19 protein-coding genes are annotated in these 21,396 nt (G+C 72.9%); 13 read left to right on the top strand and 6 right to left on the bottom strand.

Annotation, left to right across the window (positions count from 1 at the left end; genetic code table 11):
• Nucleotides 1–194: 194 nt before the first annotated feature.
• Entirely contained in the window at nucleotides 195–479 is a 285-nt protein-coding gene (locus tag AC069T_RS28945) for a DUF5133 domain-containing protein (RefSeq protein WP_478785552.1), read from the bottom strand.
• Nucleotides 480–804: 325 nt separating this feature from the next.
• A complete protein-coding gene (locus tag AC069T_RS28950; protein WP_478785553.1) occupies nucleotides 805–1,143 on the bottom strand; it encodes a DUF6233 domain-containing protein in 339 nt (112 codons plus the stop codon).
• Nucleotides 1,144–1,853: 710 nt separating this feature from the next.
• Here AC069T_RS28950 and AC069T_RS28955 point away from each other — a divergent pair.
• From AC069T_RS28955 to AC069T_RS28995, 9 genes are all read left to right on the top strand, one after another.
• Entirely contained in the window at nucleotides 1,854–2,021 is a 168-nt protein-coding gene (locus AC069T_RS28955) for a hypothetical protein (protein ID WP_478785554.1), read from the top strand.
• Between the two features lie 339 nt (nucleotides 2,022–2,360).
• Nucleotides 2,361–3,830 (top strand): radical SAM protein, encoded by a 1,470-nt coding sequence (locus AC069T_RS28960; protein ID WP_478785555.1) that lies wholly within the window; start codon nucleotides 2,361–2,363, stop codon nucleotides 3,828–3,830.
• Between the two features lie 93 nt (nucleotides 3,831–3,923).
• Nucleotides 3,924–5,855, top strand: coding sequence for a carbamoyltransferase C-terminal domain-containing protein (locus AC069T_RS28965; RefSeq protein ID WP_478785556.1), 1,932 nt, complete (start codon nucleotides 3,924–3,926; stop codon nucleotides 5,853–5,855).
• Between the two features lie 124 nt (nucleotides 5,856–5,979).
• The gene (locus AC069T_RS28970; protein WP_478785557.1) at nucleotides 5,980–6,882 is read left to right on the top strand and encodes a phytanoyl-CoA dioxygenase family protein; all 903 of its coding nucleotides are present in this window, start codon (nucleotides 5,980–5,982) and stop codon (nucleotides 6,880–6,882) included.
• Nucleotides 6,875–8,194 (top strand): MFS transporter, encoded by a 1,320-nt coding sequence (locus tag AC069T_RS28975; RefSeq protein WP_478785558.1) that lies wholly within the window; start codon nucleotides 6,875–6,877, stop codon nucleotides 8,192–8,194. The genes AC069T_RS28970 and AC069T_RS28975 overlap by 8 nt, the downstream gene beginning before the upstream one ends.
• Before the next feature lie 3 nt (nucleotides 8,195–8,197).
• Nucleotides 8,198–9,133, top strand: a complete 936-nt coding sequence (locus AC069T_RS28980) for an NAD(P)/FAD-dependent oxidoreductase (protein WP_478785559.1) — start codon at nucleotides 8,198–8,200, stop codon at nucleotides 9,131–9,133.
• Nucleotides 9,134–9,179: 46 nt separating this feature from the next.
• Entirely contained in the window at nucleotides 9,180–10,097 is a 918-nt protein-coding gene (locus AC069T_RS28985) for an Inducer of phenazine A (protein ID WP_478785560.1), read from the top strand.
• A 261-nt stretch (nucleotides 10,098–10,358) separates the two neighbouring features.
• Nucleotides 10,359–12,233 carry a carbamoyltransferase family protein gene (locus tag AC069T_RS28990; RefSeq protein ID WP_478785570.1) on the top strand — a complete coding sequence of 625 codons (1,875 nt, stop codon included), beginning with the start codon at nucleotides 10,359–10,361 and terminating at the stop codon, nucleotides 12,231–12,233.
• A complete protein-coding gene (locus tag AC069T_RS28995) occupies nucleotides 12,211–12,450 on the top strand; it encodes a hypothetical protein (protein WP_478785561.1) in 240 nt (79 codons plus the stop codon). The genes AC069T_RS28990 and AC069T_RS28995 overlap by 23 nt, the downstream gene beginning before the upstream one ends.
• Here the strand turns inward: AC069T_RS28995 and AC069T_RS29000 are convergent.
• The 3 genes from AC069T_RS29000 to AC069T_RS29010 all read right to left on the bottom strand — a co-directional run bounded on the left by AC069T_RS29000 (nucleotide 12,431) and on the right by AC069T_RS29010 (nucleotide 15,757).
• A complete protein-coding gene (locus AC069T_RS29000; RefSeq protein ID WP_478785562.1) occupies nucleotides 12,431–13,057 on the bottom strand; it encodes a class I SAM-dependent methyltransferase in 627 nt (208 codons plus the stop codon). The genes AC069T_RS28995 and AC069T_RS29000 overlap by 20 nt on opposite strands.
• Before the next feature lie 291 nt (nucleotides 13,058–13,348).
• Nucleotides 13,349–14,818, bottom strand: coding sequence for an outer membrane protein assembly factor BamB family protein (locus AC069T_RS29005; protein WP_478785563.1), 1,470 nt, complete (start codon nucleotides 14,816–14,818; stop codon nucleotides 13,349–13,351).
• Nucleotides 14,819–15,130: 312 nt separating this feature from the next.
• Complete coding sequence (locus tag AC069T_RS29010) at nucleotides 15,131–15,757, bottom strand: ABATE domain-containing protein (RefSeq protein ID WP_478785564.1); 627 nt, start codon at nucleotides 15,755–15,757, stop codon at nucleotides 15,131–15,133.
• A gap of 77 nt (nucleotides 15,758–15,834) precedes the next feature.
• Here AC069T_RS29010 and AC069T_RS29015 point away from each other — a divergent pair, with 77 nt between their 5' ends.
• From AC069T_RS29015 to AC069T_RS29025, 3 genes are all read left to right on the top strand, one after another.
• Entirely contained in the window at nucleotides 15,835–16,602 is a 768-nt protein-coding gene (locus AC069T_RS29015; RefSeq protein WP_478785565.1) for an MBL fold metallo-hydrolase, read from the top strand.
• 105 nt (nucleotides 16,603–16,707) lie between these two features.
• On the top strand, nucleotides 16,708–17,808 hold the full coding sequence (locus AC069T_RS29020; protein WP_478785566.1) for an LLM class flavin-dependent oxidoreductase: 1,101 nt from the start codon (nucleotides 16,708–16,710) through the stop codon (nucleotides 17,806–17,808).
• 248 nt (nucleotides 17,809–18,056) lie between these two features.
• Complete coding sequence (locus AC069T_RS29025; RefSeq protein ID WP_478785567.1) at nucleotides 18,057–19,073, top strand: DNA polymerase Y family protein; 1,017 nt, start codon at nucleotides 18,057–18,059, stop codon at nucleotides 19,071–19,073.
• A gap of 49 nt (nucleotides 19,074–19,122) precedes the next feature.
• Here AC069T_RS29025 and AC069T_RS29030 read toward each other — a convergent pair whose 3' ends face one another.
• Nucleotides 19,123–19,665 (bottom strand): STAS domain-containing protein, encoded by a 543-nt coding sequence (locus AC069T_RS29030; RefSeq protein WP_478785568.1) that lies wholly within the window; start codon nucleotides 19,663–19,665, stop codon nucleotides 19,123–19,125.
• A 347-nt stretch (nucleotides 19,666–20,012) separates the two neighbouring features.
• Between AC069T_RS29030 and AC069T_RS29035 the strand changes: the two genes are divergently transcribed.
• A complete protein-coding gene (locus AC069T_RS29035) occupies nucleotides 20,013–21,305 on the top strand; it encodes a PP2C family protein-serine/threonine phosphatase (protein WP_478785569.1) in 1,293 nt (430 codons plus the stop codon).
• Nucleotides 21,306–21,396 lie beyond the last annotated feature (91 nt).

Below are 21,396 nucleotides of genomic sequence, written 5' to 3' on the forward strand. Positions count from 1 at the left end.
GTGACGTGGGGGGGGTGGGGGAAGGGGGTCTTTTTGGGGGCCGGCCCCCCCCCCCCCCGGGCCCGACAGTGGGCGGGCCCGGGGCCAGGGAGGGGGGGGGGAAGGGGCCCCCCCCCCCCCCCCCCCCCACCTCTTCGGGGGTGTTCCGCAGTCAGCGCCGTGTGCCCCGCCGGGATGCTGCGAGGTCCAGGGGGCTAGAGAGCGGCCAGCTGCCCGTGGTCGGCGGTGTACGCGTCCGCCGTGTCGTAGGCGGCGGGCGTGGCGCGGGAGTCGTCGAACGTGCGGGCCCCGAGCAGCCGGTTCCGGGCGGCGACGAGGGCGGAGTCGATGTCGCGCGTGCCGGTGGCGACGCACAGGGTGTAGGTGACATCGTCGAGGCGTCGGCGCGCCTCCTCGTTGCCGTCCTCGGCGTGGAGTGCGCTGAGGGCTTCGTGCTGGGAGATGAGGTCGGCCAGAACGGCGGGGTGGGCCATCAGCATGGCGTTCTCCTTCTCAACGGCGCCTGGACAGGCGGTTCCGCGGTGGGGGCACAGCCCGTTTACCCCGGCCGCTCTCCCTCACGCCTCACTTTTCTCGCCTCCGGCACTGGAGCACCGCTGCCCCGCGGGGTCTCCCCTCCTCACCGGGGGTGAGCCGCCCGACGCCCGGGCGACGCCGATGGTCAGGCCGACGACGGCATACGAACTCCGCGGGGCGCCCCGGGCCGGTTCCGCCGCCCTCGGTGCCCCGGAGCCGTCGTCATCGGCCGGCTTCGCGGGCCTGGTCGTGTGCGGCCGTGGTCTGCGACTCCCGCGCGGAGCGGCGTCAGTCGAGGATGCCGAGCCGGTGCTCGGGTTCGCAGTGGGTGCAGGCACGCAGGCCCGAGGCGAGCAGATGACGCGCCTCCTCGCGGCTGACGGGACGGCGCCGCTTGCCGGCCGCGTAACAGTCACCTGCGTGGAGCTCTACGGGCAGCCGTCCGTCGCCGATGCCCAGCTCGACGATCCAGTCCGGGGCCGGAGGGCGGTTCCGGCGCCCCTGTTCCTGCTCGGCCTCCTTTCGGCGGACAGCCGCGATCTTGCGGTCGATGCGCTCCAGCCACATGGCGTGCCAGACCCGCAGGGTCAGCAGGCGCCCCAGGTCGGGCGGCAGGTCATCGAACATACATCCGATTGTGACGCGTGGCAGCCCGGTTTGGCCAACCACCGTCCGACCGGCCTGGCTGTTCTCCGCTGCGGCCGAGCGTCCCGTCGATCACCGTGTCCCGCATCAGCGTCTCCAGTTCCGCGTCCGACATCGGGTGCAGGGTGTCCGGGAGGCGGCGAGACCCGGCCCGCGTCCTGGCGCGCGTGAGTTCTCCTACTCGGTACTCAGGGCCGGCTGCGGAGCCCGGGCGCGCACCGCTCGTACCACCCAGACCGGTGACCTGGCAGTGAGCGCGCCCGGTCCGCCGCGCTGCGCGCCGCCGAGCTGAGGACGCCGCCGTTCTCACGGCCTCCCGGAACAGCCGATCCGTGGGAACAGCCGCAGCGCCCGAGCTCGCGCGCGTCTCCGCCCCGCCCGCCTGATGCCGTGATCATCCGGGAGCGCTCCCGGCCGCGCTCCCGCTTCTGGCCGGAATCCGTCTCGCTCCGAGTCGTACGGGAGATGCCCGAAAAGATCAACCGGCCCCCTTGTGGGAATTCCGATCAAGAAAAAGTACCGGGCTGAACGCCGGATCGACCAGGGCGCCCTCGTGCGGCGGGAGATCGATTCCGCGTGATAAGCCGTGCGGTATCCCGCTGATTCGAGCATGTCCTGATCAGGACTTATCGCCCCTGTTTTCTTCTGCTTCAGTAGAACGCGTTGTGTCCCGTACCTATGGAGGAGGCCACATGGCCGAAGTCAGGAAGGTCGTCCGACCCGCGGTCACCGCGTCGTCGCGGCCCTGCGCGTTCGTCTCGCCGGACAAGGGCAACGCGCCGACCATCACGCCCGTCCGCAAGCACGCGGAGGCCGACACCGCCCCTGTCGAGCAGCGGAAAGAGCCCACCTCTGCCTAGGCGCCGAGGCTGATCCGGGCTCCGTCCGGTTGGCCGGGCCCCGGGCCGTCGCGCGGACCGAACCTGAGGACAGGGTCGGTCCGCGTCCCGAGGGCCGCCCGCCCGAAATCCCCTTCGCCGAGGCCGTACTTCGCGCCCGCCGTGCTCCACGGCCGGGCCGCGGAACACGGCCGCGCCACGCACCTTACTGAAAGCCGTGAGACGCAGGGAGAAGTTTTCAGCATGCAGAATTCGGTGTATCAGTCCTCGCGTTATGTCCGCACTCTGCGTGCCGCGGGTGACCGGGATTTCACGTCTTTCGGAGGACGCCTCAATTCCTATGAGGACGACGTGCGGACCATGGCGTTCCATTCGCTGTACGGAAATGCGCGGCTCATCGACAAGGATGTGGTCGAACTCCTGCGGGACGCCTCCCAGGGCCTCAGCGTGGACCGGCTGCGGGAGCGGATCGACGACGATTCCCTGCGGGATCTCGTGGAGGCGCGGTTCCTTGTCGAGGCGGGGCACGACGAGGCCGAGGAGATCGACGGCCTGCTGAAGAGCCGCCAGGACGTGCTGGGCACCGGGGTGTTCCACTCCTCCATCCAGCTCGTGCTCACCAACGCCTGCAACTTCTCCTGCCAAGGCTGCTTCGCGTACAACTTCGACGGCGGTGTGGAGGAGCGCAACACCTCCGGCGAGTCCGTGAAGCCCGGCCCCGTGCTCGTGGAGCTGCGCCGCTCCCGCGAGGACGGTTCCGGTCCGGCCCGCCAGGACTCGGGGCCCACGCTGGCGAGCGGCGACTGGAACCACGGCTCGGACACCGGCCGCAACCCGTCGATGCACATGTCGCGCGAGGTGGCCGAGAAGACGATCAAGGAGGCCATCGCGCTGCGCAAGGCCAACGGCGGTGGCCATCTGACCGTGTCCTTCTTCGGCGGCGAGCCCACACTGGCCCGGGGGACGATCCTGCACGTGCTGCGCACGTTCGGCGACAGCCACGACGGGGTCACCCTGTCCTACGACCTGACGAGCAACGGCTCCCGCATCGACGACGAGCTGCTGGCCGCACTCGCCGAGCACCGGGTCGACACCACGGTCTCCATCGACTACCTGGTGCCGGAGACCGGCGAGTTCCGCGGCGGACAGCAGCAGCGCACCCCTTGGCCGGTGGTCCGCAAGGCGATCCTCGACATGAAGGCCGCGGGCGTCCCGGTCAACATCACCACGGTCCTCTCCCAGTACACCTGGGAGAAGTGGGGCAACCCGTTGATCGATTTCGTCGCCGAGGCGGGTCTGGACTCCCTGGACGTCATCGTCTCCTTCCAGGCCAGGGAGTTCTTCCAGCAGCACAGCCCGCACGACGTGGCACAGCGGCTGCTGGCCGCGGTCGACTACGGGCGCGAGCGCGGGGTGCAGCTCAGCGGCTACTGGTACCAGACCTTCCAGATGATCATCGACGAGGCCAAGTGGGCTGAGCAGGCCGACTACAAGACGTGTCCTGCGGTCGGCCGGCAGCTCTCCATCGAACCCAACGGCAGCGTCTTCGCCTGCAAGGCCACCGCCCGCGTGCTGGGCACCATCGACGACTGGCGGGGCATCTTCGCCTCCCCCGCCTACCAGGACTACGGCATGCGCGCCTACACCAACGGACCGGGCTGCCAGGGCTGCGAGCTGCAGGGGACCTGCTCGGGCGGTTCGGCGGGCGGACTGGAGGAGGAGAACGGCTCGATCCAGGTGATGTCTCCCGGCTACTGCGCCTACATGCGCGAGGTGGTGCAGGGCCTCCTGGAGCGGCACCACGTGCAGAGCCTCGCCGCGCTGTCGTAAGCGGACCCCGGAGATGTCCCCGGCGTCCCGCCCACGGCGGGCCGCCGGTCCACGGGTCCCCCGCAGCCGGCTGAGGAGAAGGTGACAGGTTCCATGGCAACGATCGGTATGCACTTCGGCCACGACGCGGGCGCCGCCCTGACCGACGCGGACGGCTACCTGATCATCGAGGCGGAACGCCGGCTGCGGCTGCGCCACGTGTGCGGGGGCAACGGCGACTTCCCACAGGCAGCGGCGGGCTGGCTGGCGGAGCTGCGGGAGCGGGCGGCGAGCCGGGTGACCCGGGTCGCGGTGGCCGACTGGTACACCCCCGTGTGCCAGGTCCTGCCGCCGGCGCTCGTCGAACTGGTCAACGAGGACGCGCGCTGGACGGCCACGGGCGGGATCGGACTCGCCGACGCGGTGACCCGGGTGATCAAGCCGGTGGACTGGCCGCTCGCCGAAGGGCTCGGCGACATCTCGCTCGTCGCCGTACGCCACCACTACGCACACGCCGCGCTCGCGTACTACACCTCCGGTGCCCGCAAGGCCCTCGTCCTGGCCCTCGACGGGACCGGCAACTACGCCGAATGCGGCATGGTCTGCCTCGGCGACGGAGACCAGCTCACCCCGGTGATGTCGTTCACCAACCGCGGCGGCCCGCGCTTCGGCCTGGTCTACGAGGCGCTGGCTCGCCGGGTGCACGGCAGCCAGTTCGACACCGGCAAGCTGCTCGGCCTGGCCGCGACCGGCGAGAGCGACCCCTCACTGTTGCCGGTGCTGCGCGCCATGCTGGTCCCGCAGTCCGCCCGGCGCGCCGCGCCCGACCTGTACGAGCAGCTGGACGAGGGCCGGCTGACCGGGTCGGCGCTGCGATACGCCGACACCTGGTGGGAGTACGACCCGGTCAGCGGCGGCTATCTGGACGTGGGCCTCGCCGACTCCTCGGACGACGACGTGGTGCACTCCTTCGGTTCCGTGTTCCCCGACGAGATCCGCACCCCGGGCGGCCGTACGACCGTGGTGGGGACCTCGCCCGACGAGCGGGTCTGCAGGGATCTCGCCGCCACCCTGCAGTCCGCCGTGGAGCGGGACCTCACCCGGCTGGCGACCGGCATCAGCCGGCGCTTCCCGAGTTACTCCACGCTCTGCTACGCGGGCGGCTGCGCACTCAACATCACCGCGAACAGCCGCCTCGCCGAGTCCGGACAGTTCACCCGGGTGTCCGTCCCGACCTGCTGCGACGACTCGGGCATCGCGCTGGGCGCGGCCCTGGCCGTAGCGGAGCCGTCCGACCGTCCGGCCCTGGCGGGCCGCACGGGGTGGGCGCGGCTGGCGTACGCCGGGCCGCCGTTGGAGGGGCTGGACGAGCCAGAGCCGCAGGAGCCGTCGCCGGCCCGTGGGCCCGAGGCCGCGTCCGAGGGCGGAGCGAGTGCGGACCCGGTCAGCGGCCTGGCCGCGCGGCTAAGCGTCCGTGGGCTGTCCGCGCGTGGACTCGCCGACGACGACGAACTGGTGCGGGCGGTCGCGGACCTGCTGGCCGAGCGGCGCTGCCTGGCCTGGCTGGACGGCGGCATGGAGACGGGGCCGAGGGCGCTCGGACACCGCTCGCTGCTGGTGTCGGCGCACTGGAACGGCGCCCGCCGGCACGTGTCCCAGACCATCAAGGGGCGCGAATGGTTCCGGCCGGTCGCGCCGATCTGCCCGGAGGAGGTCGCGGACCGCTACTTCACCGGCCCCCTGGACCACACCGAGAGCATGCTGTTCGCGGTGCGGGTGCGGCCCGAGGAGTCCCACCGGCTCGCCGAGGCGCGGCACATCGACGGCACGGCCCGCCTGCAGACCGTACGGCGGGACACCCACCCGCTGCTGCACCGGCTGTGCCACGCGGTCGGCGACCGCACCGGGCTGCCCGTCCTCATCAACACCAGTGCCAACGGAGGCGGCATGCCCATCCTCAACCACCTCGACCAGGCCCTGGACCTGCTGGCGGAGACGGAACTGGACGCCGTGGTGCTGCCCGGGCGCCGCCTGATCGTCGAGTGATCCCCGCCCGCCCCCGGCGGCTTCTCCGCCCGTTCCGGCGGGCGGCAATCGGCCGAAAACGGCGGTGCCGGTCCGGGCCCGCCCACCCGATCCTGTACAGGCGTCGTTCCCCTGGAGAGTGCACGTGCCCGCAACCCAACTGCGCGACATCCGCAAGACGCAGCCGCTGCGTGTCCTGTCACCCGCCGACTGGGCCCGGTGGACCGAGCAAGGCTATGTGATCGTCCGTCAGGCGGTGGCGCCCGAGACGGTCGCCGCACTCGCGGACGGGCTGCGGTCCTTCCTCGAAATGCGCCCCGACGACCCCTCGACCTGGACGTCGCCGCACACCGGCAACGACCGGCTGCCCGGCCACAGCGGACTGGTCGAGATGTACAACCACCAGGCCCAGTGGGACGTGCGCCAGACACCGCGCGTGTACGAGGCGTTCACCGACATCTGGGACCAGGACGAGCTGTGGGTGACCATCGACTTCGCCAACGTCAACCCGCCCAACCGGGGCGAGCGGGCCTTCGGCGGGTTCGTCCACTGGGATGTGGACACCTCCGCCGACCCGCTGCCGGTGAGCTGTCAGGCAGTGCTCTCGCTCACCGCGGGCGACGAGGACATCGGCGGCTTCCAGTGCGTGCCGGAGATCTTCGCCGAGTGGGAGAAGTGGGTGAGCCGGCAGCCCGCCGACCGGGACCCGTTCACACCGGACATCACCGGCTACTCGATCACCACCCCGGAGGTGGCGCCCGGCGACCTGATCATCTTCAACAGCCTGCTGCCGCACGGCGTGCACCCGAACGTCTCCGAGCGGCGGGTGCGCATGGCGCAGTACCTGACCATGGCGCCCGCCTGGGAGGACAACACCGAACTGCGCGAGGCCCGGGTGCGGTTCTGGCGAGACCGCGTCCCGCCGCACCCGTCGGAGGGCGGGGTACGCAAGGAGGAGGCGGAGCTGTACGGGGCGGCGCGGCTGACGGAGCTGGGCGAGCGGCTGCTGGGACTGCGCGGGTGGCACGAAGGGAGCGTCGTTGGCTAGCACCGCGTCACCGGGGACACGCGCCACCGGACGGACGGACCTGGGCCGTCCGTTCCGCTGGCTGCTGGCCTCGGCAGCGGCCTCCAACGCGGGCGACGGCATCACGCGGACGCTGCTGCCGCTGCTGGTCGTCGCGCACCACCCCGATCCGGCGGCGGTCGCCGGCCTGACCGCCGTGAACATGTTGCCGTGGCTGCTCTTCGCGCTCCCCGCGGGCGTCCTGGTGGACCGGGCGGACCGGCGACGCATCGTGCTCGGCAGCAACGCGGTCCGGGCCGCGGCGCTCGCCGCAGCGGCGTTCGTGCTCGCGCAGGACCGGCCGCTGGGCCTGTTGTACGCGCTTGCGTTCGTGCTGGGCATCGCCGAGACACTGGCCGACACCGCCGCCCCCGCGATGCTGCCGCGTCTCGTGGACGAGCGGCAGCTGGAGCGGGCCAACGGGCGTCTGTCGGCGGCGCAGATCGTCCTCAACGAGACGGCCGGACCGCCCGTGGCGGGTCTCCTCGCGGGGCTGACCGCCGCGGCGGCGCTGGCCGCGGGCGGGGCGCTGTACGCGCTGGCCGCGCTGCTCCTGCTGGGCCTCGCCCCGCTCGCCCGGACCGAGCGCGCACCGCAACCGGACGGGGCCCGCTCCGCGGAGCCGCGCGGAGGAGGGCGCGGCGGTGTGCTCCGGGACATCCGGGAGGGCGTCGGCTTCGTCCTGCGCCACCGCACCCTGCGGCTCACGCTGGCCGCGAGCACCCTGTACGGACTGGTCTTCTCGGCGACCTTCTCGATGCTGGTCCTGCTCAGCGACCGCACTCTGGGGCTGAGCGGCACCGGGTACGGACTGCTGCTGGCCGCCGGGTCGCTGGGCGCCGTCGTGGGCAGCTGGCTGGCGCCCCGGGCCGCCGACCGGCTGCCCGCCGTACGGCTGGCCTTCTGGTCCCTGGTGGCGTCCGGGGCCGCGTACGTCCTGCTGGGCACGGCACCCGACCCCGTGCTCGCCGGGCTGGCGCTGGCCGCGAACGGCGTCTTCATGATGGGCTGGAACATCCCGGTGATGTCACTGCGCCAGCGGCTGACACCGGAGAACCTCCAGGGCCGGGTGATGAGCGTGTCCCGGCTGTGCTCCTGGGGCACCATGCCGCTCGGGGCGCTCCTCGGCGGGCTGCTCGCCGAAATCCTCTCCGTTCCGGCCGTGTTCGTCGTCTGCGGCACCGTCCTGGCCGCGGGTGCCCTGCTGCTGCTCACCCTCCTGCGCGGCTCCCCGGCCGGGCCCGGGGAGCATCCGCGTCCCGATCCGCACACAGACCTTCTCGACAAGGGGTGACCATTGGACACGCAGCTCTACGACACGGTGATCGTCGGGGGCGGCCCGGCCGGCCTGAACGGCGCCCTGTATTTGGGCCGTTCGCGCCGCCGGGTACTGCTGATCGACTCCGGCGACGCGCGCAACATGGCGGCCGGGGTGATGCACAACGTGCTCACCAACGACGGCGTGGGCATCGCCGACTTCCGAACCCGATCCCGCGCCGAACTCGCCGAGTACGACGTGTCGTTCCGCGACGACGAGGTGGTGTCCGCGGCCGGGGAGGGCGACCACGTGGTGGTCGCCACCAAGGAGTCGGGCACCTTCCGAGCCCGCACCCTGCTGTACGCGGCGGGCGTGCGCTCCCTCCTGCCGCCGGTGCCCGGGATCGCGGACCTGTGGGGCAAGAAGGTGTTCGAGTGCCCGTACTGCCACGGCTGGGAGGTCCGCGAGCGGACCATCGCCGTGTACGGCGGCGCGGAGCCCGGCGAATGCCTGGCGTCGATCCTCACGGCATGGTCCGACGACATCACCTACCTCTCCGACCGGCGGGAGCTGCCCGTGGACGAGCGGGACCGGCTCACCGCGGCCGGGGTGCCGGTCCGCGCGGACAAGGTGACGGCGCTGAAGCCGCACCCGGAGGGCGTGCGGGTCGAGTTCGAGGACGGGGACGGCGCGAGCTACGGCGCGCTGTTCCTGCATCTCGACATGGAGCCCCGGGTGGAGCCCCTGCGCCCCTGGGTCGACGCCCCGGACCTGGAAACGGTGCAGACCGACGACCGGGGCCGCACCAGCGTCCCCCGCCTGTACGTGGCCGGCGACCTGGGACGCACCATGCACCAGGCGGCGATGGCCGCGGCGAGCGGCGGACTGGCGGCCATGGCCATCAACACCGACCTGATCCGCGAGGACCGGCCCGGCTCCCTGCCCGCGCCGCCGCCTCCCGCCCCGGCGCCCTGACAGCAGCCCGCCCTCCACCGCGCACACCGACGGGAGCCCCGCAGCGATGACGTCACCCCGCGCCGCGTACACGCCGCACATGGAGCACTACACCTTCGTCCTGGAGGACCAGCCCTACCTGGGGTACTTCCAGTACGGCGGTGAGAAGACGCCCGTCCACAGCACCGACCGGCACGGCTTCCGGATCACGCCCGGCCCCGGCGGGCAGCGGGCCACCGTCGGCGACGAGCGGCCCGAGGGACCCGCGCGGGTGCTGGCGGGCAGTTCCGCCGTCTTCGGAGTGGGGGCCACCGGGGACGCCGCCACCATCAGCGCGCGCCTGTGGAACGCGTACGCGCCCCGGCTGCCATGGCTGAACTTCGCCGGCCAGAGCCACAACTCGGCGCAGGAACTGCTGCTGTTCACCCTGTTCCAGCACGAACTGCCGCCCGTCGAGGACATCGTGCTGCTGTCGGGGGTGAACAACCTGGTGCTGAGCCGGTTGCCCGAGGAGAAGCAGGGCCGCCACGGCGCGTTCTTCGACTGCGGTCCCGCCCCGGACGTCGTGCCGCCGCCGGACCGGAGGGTCGCGCACGCGACGGACCTGACGCTGCGCCACCTCCGCGGCTGGAAGGTGCTCGCGGACGGGCTCGGGGCGCGGCTGACGTTCGTCCTGCAGCCGCTCGCGCCGTGGGTGCGCGAGGAGCCGCTGCCACGCGAGAAGCTGCTCTTCGAGGAACTGGACGAGGTGTCCAACTTCCGCCGGTTCCACAACGACATCTCCACCATGGCGGTCGGCCGCTCCTACGCGGAGCGGCTCGCCGTCGGATGCGCCGCGCTGGACGTGCCGTTCCTGGACATGAACGTGGCGCTGGGCGAGGCCGCCGCGCCCGAGGACTGGCTGTTCATCGACCGGGTGCACTGCACGGACCTGGGCTACGACCTGGTGGCCCGGCAGCTGGCGGACCGTCTGGACCTGGCGTGAGGGGGCCCGGCGACGGCGGGGAACACGAGGCCGGTCGGTCCCCGGCGGCAGCGGCCCGCCGCCTCGCGTCCTGGCTGCGCGCCCGGAGCCGCAGCGAGCGGTCCGCCGACGCCCCGGACCCGGTCGAGTCCCCGGCCGCGCCTGCGGCGGACCGGACAGCCGAACGGCCCCCGCCGCCGTCGCGGTTGCGCCCGCAGCCGGAAGACGACGCGTCCGTCTACCCGTTGTTCTGACGTGAGGACGCGGAGCGGCGGGGGGCGGATCGACAGCGCGGGCCGGCTCGACAGCGCGGGCCGGGACGGTCCGGTACTGGGAATCTCCGCCTACTACCACGACAGCGCGGCGGCCCTGGTGTCCGACGGTGTTCCGGTGGCCGCCGCCCAGGAGGAGCGGTTCAGCAGGCGCCGCCACGACGCCGGCTTCCCGGCCCAGGCCGTCGCCTACTGCCTGCGGGAGGCGGGTCTGCGCCTGGACGAGCTGGCGGCCGTGGCGTTCTACGAGGACCCGGCGCTGAAGTTCCGCCGGGTGATGGCCACATGGCTCGCGACGGCGCCGCACGGCTTCCCCGTCTTCCGCCGCGCCTTCCCGCAGTGGGCAGGCTGGAAGCGGCACGCCCTGGACGACGTGCGCGCGCGGCTGCGCGCGCTGGCCGACGGGCGGCCGCTGCCGCCGGTGGTGGCGCACCGGCACCACGCCTCGCACGCCGCGTCCGCGTTCCTGCCCAGCCCGTACCCGTCGGCGGCGGTGCTGTGCGTCGACGGCGTCGGCGAGTGGGCGACGACGACGCTGTGGCACGGCCGGGGCACCGAGCTCGTCCCGCTCGCCGAGCTGCGCTTCCCGCACTCGCTGGGCATGCTGTACTCGGCGTTCACCCACTTCTGCGGCTTCAAGGTCGACTCGGGCGAGTACAAGCTGATGGGCCTCGCCCCGTACGGCACGCCGCGCTGGGCCCCCCTCATCAGGGAGCGGCTGATCGACGTCAAGGCGGACGGCTCGTTCCGCCTCGACCTGCGCCACTTCGCCTTCCAGTACGGCAGCACCATGACCGGCCGGGCCTTCGAGGAACTGTTCGGCGGGCCGCGACGCACCCCCGAAGGACCGCTCACGGAGCGGGAGTTCGATCTCGCCGCCTCGGTCCAGGCGGTGACCGAGGAGGTGGTACTGCGGCTGGCCCGCACGGTGCTGGAGCGCACGGGCGAGCGACGGCTGTGCCTGGCCGGCGGTGTGGCGCTGAACTGCGTGGCCAACGGACGGCTCGTGGACGCGGGTGTCTGCGACGAGCTGTGGGTGCAGCCGGCCGCCGGGGACGCCGGCGGCGCGCTGGGCGCGGCCCTGGCGGAGTCGCACGGCCGGGGTGCGCCGCGCGCCCATGTGCGGCGCGGCATGGACGCGATGGCGGGCGCACTGCTCGGGCCCGCGTACGGCGCCGAAGAGGTCGCTGAGTTCCTGGACCGGGGCGGCTGTCCCGCCGTACGCCTGCCGGAGCCGGAACTGGTCGAGCGGGTGGCCGCCGAGTTGGCGGCGGGGAAGGTGGTGGGCTGGTTCCAGGGGCGCATGGAGTTCGGTCCGCGCGCGCTGGGCAACCGGTCGATCCTGGCCGATCCGCGCGATCCGGGTACGCAGTCCACGCTCAACTTGAAGACCAAGTTCCGGGAGTCCTTCCGGCCCTTCGCCCCGGCAGTGCTCGCCGAGGACGCCAAGGACTGGTTCGACCTCGCCGGGGAGAGCCCGTACATGCTGCTGACCGCGCGGGTCGCGGCGGCACGACGCCGGGCGTGCGGACCGGAGGCGGAGGGACTGGCCGGTCTGGACCTGCTGCGGGTGCCGCGCTCGACGATCCCGGCGGTGACGCACGTGGACGGGTCGGCCCGGGTGCAGACCGTCACCGCCGAGCGAAACGCCCGCTTCCACGCGCTGCTGACCGCGTTCCGGGACCGGACGGGCTGCCCGGTGCTGGTGAACACCTCCTTCAACGTGCGCGGCGAACCGATCGTCCGCGACCCCGGGGAGGCGTACGCCTGCTTCATGCGCACCCGGATCGACTTGCTGGTGCTGGGCGACTTCCTGCTGGACAAGCGGGACCAGCCCGCGTGGCGGGAGGAGGGGGACTGGCGTGCCGCGATCCCGATGGACTGAGCGCCTGGGCGGACTGGGCCTGGCCGCGCTGTACTTCGGGGTGCTGACTCCGATCGGATGGTGCGTCCGCGCGGTGCGGGACCCACTGCGCCGGTCCTGGGACGCGGACCGCGCCGGCTACCTGGAGCCCCCGGACCAGAGCCGGGCCGGGCAGCAGACCGGGCGGCGACCACCGGCGCCCGGGACGGCGCACGGGTTCAGCGGCCGCAGGGCGTGACGGCCGAGGTCACCACCACGCCGCGGGTGCCGAGGACGTGGACGCGGGAGACGGCGTCGGTGAAGCCGCTCGCGGTGGCCCAGGCGTCGGCCTCCTCGGCGCTGCCCGGGAGCGGGACGTCCGCCGCGAGGAGCGCGGAGAAGCGTTCGGACGGCCGGAAGCGGGTGGCCAGCGGCAGCGTGAACCCCACCCGTCCGCCCGGGCGCAGCGCGCGTCGCCAGTCGGCCACCGCCCGGCCGCCCAGGAAGTGCAGCGAGGAGGCGCAGAGGACGACGTCGAGGGAGTGGTCGGCGACCGGCAGCGGCACGGCGTCCGCGAGGCGCCAGTCGACCGCCGCGCTCAGCTCCGGTGACGCGGCCCGCGCCCGGCCCGCCTCGATCATGCCGGGCGACATGTCGACGGCGAGGACGGGCGGCGCGGCGGCGGGGCGGCTCCGCGCGAGTTGCAGGGCCACGGCGCCCGCTCCGCAGGCCACGTCGGCGACGGCGTCCATCGGGCCGGGACCGACCAGGGCCAGCAGGGCCCGCGCGATCTCCTCGTGGTGCTCGTGGTCGTAGCTGGGGGCGAGGTCGTCGAAGACCCCGGCCAGGGTCGCGCTCTGCGTCACCCGGCGATCCTACGCATCCGCGTCCTCTCCGTGCGACACCCGCTGGACCTCTGCGACCAGGACCGCCGAGGACATCGGACCGGGGCTCCGGGCCACGTCGTCAGCCGCAGCATGGACGTGCTCGCCCGGACCCCGGCGGATTCGCCCTCTACGCCGGGCCGCGGTCGGCGCGGCGCAGGACACGGCGCCTCGGCCGGGCTGACCGCCTGCTCACGCCGCCCGGGCTGTTGCTCTGCCGCCGTGCCGGAGCGGCTGTTCGCATCGGTGCTGCGCGGCTGTCGCGAGCGAGGGTCAGCGGCTGACCCTGATGAGGGGTGGTGTGACTCCGGTTCCGTCGGGGTTCACGAGGAGCCAGCCGCCGTCGCGGCCGGGCACGAGTTGAGCGGCCTCGGCGACGTCGTCGAGGCCGTCGCGGATCAGCGGTCCTTCGGCGAGGTGTCCGGTGCGCGCGTCGAGGGAGCCGATCCGCCCGTCGGCGAGGACCGCGAGCCGGTTCCCGGGTAGCCGCGTCAGGGCCGTGACCTGCCCGCCCGCACCGGCGTGCCACAGACGTCGCCCGCTGCCGAGCTCGTATCCGGACACGGCACCGGGGACGGCCTCGCCCGGCTTCGTCACCGCGGTCACCAGAACGTCTCCGACGACCGCGGCGCGGAGCGCGGGCCGGGCGTCGAAACCCTGTCCGTCGTCCGCGGTGATGCGCAAATCTTCCTCGCCCTTCGAGACCTCCACCGTCCCGCGCGGGCGGTCCTGGTCGTCGAAGGCGAGCACGGCGTCGGTCCCGCGGTCGTCCTTCTCCTTGAGCCAGAGCACGAACGGCCGGGCGGACAGGACCATGGCCGCCTCCCAGCGGCTCTCCGCCGGCAGCGCGGTACGGCGTACGTGTGTGCCGGTCGAGGTGTCGAGCGAAACCAGTTGCAGCGAGCGGAACGCGGAGCCGCTGGTCAAGCACTGGACGACCACCCGGGTACGGCCTGCCGCGGCTGAGGCGACGACCGGCGAGCAGCCCTCGCCGAGGGCCAGTTTCCAGCGCGGAACGCCCGTGCGCAGGACGAAACCCCGTACGGCGGTGTCCTCCAGGGCGACGGCGACGCCGCTGTCCGCGGCCACTCTGCCGTCGGTGGCGGACCCGAACCCGGCGCCGCCCGTGATCTTCCGCTCCCAGAGCTTGCGGCCGCTTCTGGTGTCCACCCCCCACACGGTGTCGCACGGCTGGTCCTCGCGGCCGAAGGCGATCACACCGGTGCCGTCGACCACGGTGTCGCTCATCGCGCACGCCGATCCGCGCATGGGCGCGTCCACGTTCCAGCGCTCGTGCCCGTCGGCGAGGTCGTAGCTGGTCAGACCGTCGGTGCGGGCACGGACGACGGCGCCGTCGAGGGTCCAGTTGCCCACGCCCCTGACGTTGCTCGGCCGGTCGACCGGCGCGTCCCAGGCCCGGTCGAGGACGGGGCCGCGCATCCACGCGTACGCCAGCCACCCCGGCCAGAGGGCGAGGAGCACGCCCGTCACGACGAGCACGACGGGCAGGGCCTTGCCGGGCCTGACCTTGATCAGTTCGGCGACTCGCCAGGTGACGAGGGCCATCCCCGCGAAGCTGCACAGGAACGCCAGCAGGATGGTGGGGACGGTGCCTTCGGGGCAGGGCGCGAAACCGTCGCCGCACTCGTTGCCCGGTATCGAGGTCCAGCCGAACCAGTGGAAGGCCACCGCGAGTCCGACGACCAGCCCGGCCGCCACGACAAGCAATGCCCTCCCGGTCACGGCTCCCCGTGTCCTGCGCGCAGGCCTGCTGTCCTCCACCACGTCGCCCCCCAGGCGCCAACTGCCTTGTCCTTCGCCGGAGATGCGGCGGTTGATCTTAACCCTCGTACGACCGCGGCAGGCGACATCTCCCCGTCGCGGACACCGCCGAAGGGACCGTCGTGCTCACCCGCGCCCGGTGGAGCGCTGCGTCGGTCGTGGGGAATGGCCGGATGGAGAGCGAGGTGGGCATCCGGGCTGGGGGCTCAAGGGTGTGCGAAACCCGCGCCCGGCGCGGGTCCGGTGAACCGGCGCCGGGGCGGGTGACCGAACTCAGTCGGCGGTGGTCTGCGTGCGGCGAGCGTAGGCGCGGGCGGCGCGGGCGCGGTCGCCGCAGCGGACCGAGCACCAGTGGCGGCGGCCGGCGCGGAGCAGGTAGCGGTTGCAGGGCGTGGAGGGGCAGGCCGTCAGCCGTCCGGCGTCGGGTCCGGTGAGCAGGTCGGCGGCGTCGGCGGCGAGGAGGCCGAGAGCTTGGTCGACGATCTGGTCGATGGGGTGCGGGGCGGTGCGGTGCATGCCGCGGACGGAGTCCCAGCCGAGCGGGGAGGCGGTGGGGACCCGGGTGAGGGCGTCGTTGACGGCGGCCAGTGCGGTGGCGGGGGCGGGGTGTCCGCCGACTTGGGCGGCGAGCAAGGCGCGTACCTGTTCGCGCAGGGAGCGCAGGCGTGCCGCGCAGATCTCCTGCAAGCCGGCGTCCGCGGGGGCCAGGTTGTGGTCGACCAGCCACTGGTTGGCGCCGGACGGGGTGCCCAGCGCGTCGAGGAACTGGCCGCCCGGCAGGGCGAGGGCGCTGTTGGCGAGGTCGAGCGCGGGGTAGTGCTCAGCGCCAGGCGCCGACGGCAACCCGGGGTCGACGGTTTCGTCGGTCGTGGCGGTATCGGTCTCACTCACGTGTCTCACGTTACAGCTTGCCTTCATCCGTGACAAACGCTTATGGTCACGGATGTAAGCCAATCTATCCGTGAGGAAGCTTCGTCATGACTGCAACCGGCGCGTCCAGCGAGCAGGTCCCCGTCCGTGTCTTCGGTGGTCCGACCGCACTCATCGAGTACGGCGGGCTGCGGTTCCTGACCGACCCGACCTTCGACGCCCCCGGCACCTACCCGTCGGGGCTGGCCAAGACCGCGCCCGCCGCCGCCGCGCCCGCCGACCTGGGCCGCATCGATGTGGTGCTCCTGTCGCACGACGAGCACGACGACAACCTCGATGCCTCGGGCCGGACGCTGCTCGCCGACGTCCCCCTGACCCTGACCACGCCCAGCGGCGCGGGCAGGCTGGGCGGCACCGCACGCCCCCTGAAGGACTGGGAGTCCATCGAGCTCGACCGCCCCGGCGGCGGCACGATCACCGTCACCGGCGTCCCGGCCCTGCACGGTCCCGGCGCGCGCGAGGACCTCGAACCCGTCGTCGGCGAGGTCGTCGGCTTCGTCCTGAGCGGTGACGGCCTGCCCACCGTCTACGTCAGCGGCGACAACGCCCAGCTCTCCCTGGTGCGCGAGATCGCCGACCGTTTCGGCCCGGTGGACACCGCTGTGCTGTTCGCCGGCGCGGTCCGCACTCCCGTCCTGGACCGCGCGCTGCTCACCCTCGACAGCGCTCAGGCCGCCGAGGCCGCCCGCATCCTGGGCGCCCGCCGCATCGTGCCCGTCCACTTCGACAGCTGGGCCCACTTCACCGAGGGCCGCGAGCAGCTCGTGGACGCCTTCACCACCGCCGGATTGATCGACCGCGTGGAGCTGGCCTGACCCCGAACACCCCGGCCGCTGCGGTGTGCCACGAGAGCAGCGCAGCGGCCGATCCCCCGGCCCGGCCATCCCGTACCGGTCCCGCGTACCGCAGAAAGAATCTCCATGAACCACCCGATCAAGGGCATGGCCCGCGGATCTGCTCCCGCGCCGCTGTCCGTCCTCGACACCGCCCTGGCCGGCCGCGGCATCAGCGCCGCCGACGCCCTGTGCGGCAGCATCGCCCTGGCTGAACTCGCCGAGAGGCGCGGCTTCACCCGCTACTGGGTGACCGAACACCACTCCATGCCCGGCGTGTCCTCATCGAGCCCCGCCGTCCTGCTGGCCCGGCTGACCGCCCACACCACGAGGCTGCGGCTCGGGGCGGGCGGAGTGATGCTGCCCAACCACCCCCCGCTGATCGTCGCCGAGCAGTACGGCTTGCTCCAGGCCCTCGCCCCGGACCGGATCGATCTTGGTCTCGGCCGTGCTCCCGGTACCGACCAGGCCACGGCCGCAGCCCTGCGTCGCGGGCGTTCGGACGACGACGACTTCCCGCAACAGGTCGTCGAGCTGCTGCACTTCCTCGACGACGACTTCCCCCGAGAGCACCCCTACCGCGAGCGTGTCTACGCCGTGCCCGGGCCCGGCCAGGACAAGGAGAACGGACTTTCGGGGACGAGCGGACGGCCCTCGGTCTGGCTGCTGGGCTCCTCCGGGTACTCCGCCCAGCTGGCCGCCCGCCTGGGCCTGCCCTTCGCCTTCGCCGCGCACTTCTCTCCCGATCACGTCGCCGCCGCGCTCCAGCTCTACCGCGACCGGTTCACCCCCTCGGCCGTCCTCGCCGAGCCGTACGCACTGGCCAGTTTCGCCGTCATGGCCGCCGACGACGAGCACGAGGCCCTGCGCCAGACGCGCAGCTACGCCCACAGCATGATGCGCATGCTCCACGGCAAGTCCTACCTCGTACCCACGCCCGACGAGGCCGCCTCCCACCCCTATACCGCCTCCGAGCAGCAGGTGCTCGACCGCTGGACCAAAAGCGTCCTGCACGGCACGCCCGATCAGGTCACCGCGCACCTCAACCGCCTGCACGAGGCAGCTCACCCCGACGAGCTCATGATCGCCGGGGTGGGCCACAGCCCTCGGGCGCTCCTGCACTCCGCGCAACTCATCGCTGACGCCTACGACCTGCCGACCTCACCGGTCCCCGTGTCGGCTCGCTGACACCGCCCCGCCCTTCCGGGGCAGTCCGTGCGGACCGTCATGCTCAGCCTCGCTCTCATCCTGCTCGGCATCGGGTGGAACTTCGCACTTGCTCTCCCTCCCGTCATCGGCACGCGAACCGGGATACCGCGGAGTGCGCGGTGCGCCGTCGCTGTTGCGAGTCGCAGCTCGGGCGCGCAGGGGTCCCGAGCACCTGACTCGCGTGTTCGAATAGTCGTTCGATAATGTGGGTGCAGGAGGTGGGTGTCATGACCGCTGGTACGAACGCACGCCCGGCGCCCGGGGTGCCGAGCGTGATGCATGTGCGTTGCCCGGACGCCCTGCCGGAGGAGGCCTACCGGCAGGTCCTGGAACAGCTGTCGGAGCTCTCTCCCGTCGTGCAGGCCCTGCCGCCGACCGCCGCCCTCGTGGAACTGAAGGGCGCGCTGCGCTACCACGGCGTGGACGCCCGCAGGCTGGGGGAGATGCTGCGCGTCCGGACCATCTCCCGGCTCGGCGTCGATGTCCGCGTCGGCATCGGGCCGACGATCACGGTCGCGGCCACCGCGTCCGGCCGGGTCGCCGCCCCCGGGGGCGTCCTCACCGTCGCGCCCGAGCAGGTGACGGCGTGGCTGGGACCCCTGCCCGTCGAGGCCCTCCACGGCATCGGGCCGCGTCAGGCAGCCGCGCTGCGGGAGTACGGCGTGCACTGCGTGGGCCTCCTGGCCTCGGTCCCGCCGGCGACCGTGCAGCGCGTCCTCGGCGGCCGTGCGGGACGGCTCGCCGCCGACCGGGCGCGGGGCGTCGACCCCCGCCCGGTGGCGCCCCGCTCCCTCCCCGCCTCGGCCCGCGTCGAGCGCAGCTTCACCCAGCACACGCTCGACGGTGCCGCGGTCCGCGCCGCCCTGCTGGACCTCGTCGTCGAGCTCGGCCACCGGCTGCGCCGCCGGGACCAGGCCGCCCGTGGTCTGACGCTGTCGCTGCGCTTCGCCGGCGGCACGGCGTGGGAGAAGACCCGTCGGCTCACGGCGGCCTCGGCCCACGACGAGGACCTGCGCGCGCTCGCCTACCGGCTCATCGACGCCGCCGGACTCCAGCGCGGACGCCTCACCGCGATCGCTCTCCGGGCGGAGGACCTCGTCGACGCCGACCAGGTCGCCGAACAGATCAGTCTCGACGAGGCCCGCGAGGCCCGCCTGGTCGCGGAGGAGGTGAGTGACCGCATCCGCGACAAGTTCGGCCCCGACGCGATCGGACCCGCCGCGCTGCTCGGCAGGGCGTCCTGAAGCCGGCGCGGGTCCGGGCCCCTCGTCCGGCCGGGCCAGAAAGGTTTCTTCAGTGCGTGGAGAAGTCCGGCCCGCCGCGCTCGGCCCGCCTGCCGCGCCCAGCAGCCGGCCCGCCTCCTTCACTGAGCGCACCACCTGCACCAGGTGCACCACCTGCACCCGGGTCGCCCGGTGCATCCGGGTCAGCTGGTGTGCCTGGCCGACCTGTTTGACCCCGCCCACCCGGCCCCTCCGGTGCCCCCGGCCCGCCGCGTGCCGAGTCGTGCAGGGGCAGCCGGGCGAGGCGGTCCGTCGTGTCCAGGATCGCGTCGACGCAGCGGCTGGTGCGGATGATGCGTATCTCGACGCCGATCATGTGCAGGCCTTCGCTGACCCCGAGGAGCGTGTAGAGGCCGGCCGGGTCACAGGCGGCGACCTCCGAAAGGTCGACCTCCAGCTCCCCGGTGGTGAGCTCGGGGACGACACGCCCGATGGCCTCCCGCAGCTGGGGGCCGGTGCTCACGTCCAGCTCGCCCGAGACGCACAGCAAGATACCGCCGGGCCCCTGTGCGGCCTGGCGGATCTGCAGTCGCCGTACTGTCTCCCGGCGCACACCCGTCACTTTCCGACCGGCAATGCCGGTCATGACTGCAGTCGGCCGCTGTTGTCCCAACGGCCTGGCTCCCTCTCACCTGCTGACGGAGCCGGGGCTCTCCTTCCCCGGATCACGCCTCCTATGCCTCACGAATGCCGACCGTCCCCGCGCTCTGCCGTCGGCTCTCCCGGGAGGCCGGACACGCACCGGCCCGGCTGGCCCACGCCGCCCACCCGCCGTGGGCGCGATAGGGGGCGCACCCAGGATGCAACGGGCGGTGCCGTCGACGCACCTCGTGATTCCCGTGACGGTGAGAGTCTTGAGGTGGTTGATACGGATTCTTCCCGGACGGGAAGGCTGGGCGGGTGGACGACTTCGACGTGGATGAGGCGTTGCAGCAGGCCCTGGACCGCCTCACCCTCCTGAACGACATCGCCGACGCGCTGTCGAGCACGCTGGACGCGGTGGAGGGGCTGCGCCGGGTCTGCCGGATCGTCGTGCCGCAGCTGGCCGACTGGGTGATGGCGGACCTGCTCGACGAGAAGGGCCGCCTGGAGCGGATCTGCCTGACGCATCACGACCCGGACGTCCCCCTGACCGGCCTGACCGGCGCGCTTCCCGCCGTGCCTGCCGTCGCGTCCGGCCCGCTGTCCCGCGTGCTGCTCGGAGCCGGACCACTCCTGCTGTCGGCCGAGGACGTCCCGGCCGCCGATCAGGCCGACGACCCGCTGCACGCGGTGAACCTCGAGCTCTTCGCCCGGCTGGGCGGGGACAGCCTCATCGTCGCGCCCCTCCGTGCCCGGCGCCGGGTCCTCGGCGCCTTCACGTTCGTGCGCCACGCGGGCCGCCCGCCCTTGCAGGAAGCCGACCTGGCCCTGGTGGAGGACCTCACGCACCGGATCGCACTGGCCCTGGACAACGCCCGTCTGTACAGGGAGACCCAGAGGATCGCCGAGCGCCTCCAGCGCTCCCTCCTCCCGGACCTGCCCGTCGTCCCCGGTCTTGAGCTCACCGCGCGCTACGCGCCGGCTGCCGCGAGCGCCGACGTCGGCGGCGACTGGTACGACAGTTTCGTGCTGCCGCAGGGTGACACGACGCTGATCATCGGCGATGTCACCGGCCACGACCTGCGTGCCGCCGTCACCATGAGCCAGTTGCGCAACATGCTCCGCGGCATCGCCTGCGACCGGCAGGAACCCCCCGCCAAGATCCTGCACCGCTTCGACATGGCGGTGAACGCGCTGGCCGAGCACACGACCGCGACCTGCATCTACAGCCTCCTCAAGGGACCTCCCGGCGGGCCGTGGCACCTGCACTGGGCCATCGCCGGACATCCGCCGCCGCTGCTCATCACCCAGGACGGCGACACCCGCTACCTCGATGACGTCCAGGGTCTGCTGCTCGGCGTCCGCCCCACCGAACCGCGGACCGACGCCGAGCGCCTGCTGCATCCGGGCAGCACGATCCTGCTCTACACCGACGGTCTCCTCGAACGGCGGGGCGAGAACCTCGACAACGGACTGACCAGACTGCGCCAGCACGCCGCGGCCCTCCACAGTCAGCCCCTGGACGTCCTGTGCGACGAACTGGTCACGGGACTGGCGGCCAACTCCACCGACGACGTGGCCCTCCTCGCGCTCCGCCTCCCCGCGGGTTAGTACTGCAACGGTGCTTGCCGTGACTGTTGGCCAGCTCGGTCGTTGTTGTGGTTATGGGTGGGGACCTTGCTGATGTCAGGTTGTGGGCCGG

The sequence above is a fragment of the Streptomyces sp. NPDC043867 genome (genome assembly GCF_056435845.1).